General features: G+C 60.5%; 2 protein-coding genes. One reads left to right on the top strand and one right to left on the bottom strand.

The window, feature by feature from the left end; all coding sequences use genetic code 11:
• Positions 1–507 precede the first annotated feature (507 nt).
• Entirely contained in the window at positions 508–765 is a 258-nt protein-coding gene (locus DDE10_RS23080) for a DUF6959 family protein (protein WP_114955161.1), read from the top strand.
• 27 nt (positions 766–792) lie between these two features.
• On the opposite strand, the gene DDE10_RS23075 is transcribed toward DDE10_RS23080, so the two are convergent.
• The gene (locus DDE10_RS23075) at positions 793–1,380 is read right to left on the bottom strand and encodes a hypothetical protein (protein ID WP_114955160.1); all 588 of its coding nucleotides are present in this window, start codon (positions 1,378–1,380) and stop codon (positions 793–795) included.
• Positions 1,381–1,571 lie beyond the last annotated feature (191 nt).

The following is a 1,571-nucleotide window of genomic DNA, read 5'->3' as shown; positions in this document are numbered from 1 at the left end:
GTAACCTCGCCCATGGACGCCTCCCTTCGATGGTCGTTCGACACCACCATCTTGGCACATAGATGCCATCGGGGGGCGTCCACCCCATCAATTTTGAAGCTGCCGGACCCCCGCGCCAGCCGCGAGGGCCACGGCCGCCCGCCCGGGCGGATCATTCTTCGATTGTCAAAGAGCGAGTCGGGACGCTCGTCGTCAGCCTGACGAAACGGATATTAGAACATAACATGAACGAAATGTCAAGCCCAGGCGACGCTGCCTGACCGCGGCCGGGGAGACGGGAACAGGAATGGGAGCGGGACCCTCTCCCCCTCGTTCGCAGATTGACCGACCATGATCCTGGCTCTTTCGGCGATGGAGGCACGGCTGATCTTGGTGGGCGGACCGTCTGCTTGCGGGACCCGGTTGGAAAAGCCGACGCTTGACCGCTGCCTCGGCTATGACCGGCTGCGACCCATTGAGGTCATTCGGCCTCTCCCCCACCGTACCCATCCATCAAAGGGGCGCCCAATGAGCGAAGTGAAGCTGCTCTCTGAGCCGAGAAACTATGCCGTCGTCCATTTGCCTGGTCGGCAGTTTCCCGGCGTCGTCTTTCAGGGCGACAGCCTTCAGTTCCTGATTCGCGACCTTGAAAGAGCCGCTGCCGAGCAAGACCCCATCGAGAGAGCCGAGGAAATTGACGCCGTTCTTGAACGGCTGAAGGAGGTCCGAGCTCATTATGAGGCCGTAATGGCGAGGGAGGGCGTCAAACTTCCCTATCTTCGCTGACGTCCGACTGCGACCCATTGCGGACATTTAGCCGCAAGACGTCGTGTGCAAATCGAAGAACTGGTCCGGGATGGAGATGTAAGCCCGCTCGCCCCTGACGAAAGCCTCCGCAGCCTCCGTCGACCCGGCCGAAATCTCCGTTCGCTTCGCGCCGTCAGTGCTGGAGCTGATGCTTATGCCCGGTGAAAACCCAATCTTTGTCATCGAAGACGTGCTCTCCACGATGCGGACGGTCGAGATGGCTTCTCCCCCGCGATCAAAGATCACGCCATCAGTGATGCGGAACGCTCTCGGCCGATTGCGAGGGCGCACGTTATCGGGCAGCCCCTCACCTTCATAGCATCCATTCAGTGCTTGAAGATTGCCGAGTGGCTGCGAAACCACGCCAAACGCGCTCCAAGCTGCAAATCCCGCCGCAGTGAGAGCGAGGATCGACACGGCAGCGTTGATCGCTGTTAGCGGCCAGAAGTGGACGCTTTCGCCTCGTTCGAACTCTTCTATCGCAAACAGGCTAAGTGGCAGCCGGGTGATCCCAGTCTTCCACCCGACCCAGGCGGTATAGCCAAAAACCCCTGCCACTCCGAGGAGCATAGCGGTCAGCCAAGTCATGAACATTCGCCGCCATTCTCCCGCGCCAGCGTCCGTCGAAGCGGGAGCCTACCACAGCGAAGGCCCCCTTCAACATTCACCCCCGAGCGTCCGCTTTCCACCGATAGTGTTGAAAATCTCCTCTTGCTGCGGTGACTCGGCTCTGATTCAATCCTGCTGAGCAAGGCGGGAGGCGAGCCATGATGGGCGAGCGGACG

The organism is Sphingosinicella terrae, from assembly GCF_003347635.1.
Lineage (GTDB): Bacteria > Pseudomonadota > Alphaproteobacteria > Sphingomonadales > Sphingomonadaceae > Allosphingosinicella > Allosphingosinicella terrae.
The sequence above is the reverse complement of the archived record's forward strand: the minus strand, read 5'-3'. Positions and strand labels throughout refer to the sequence as shown.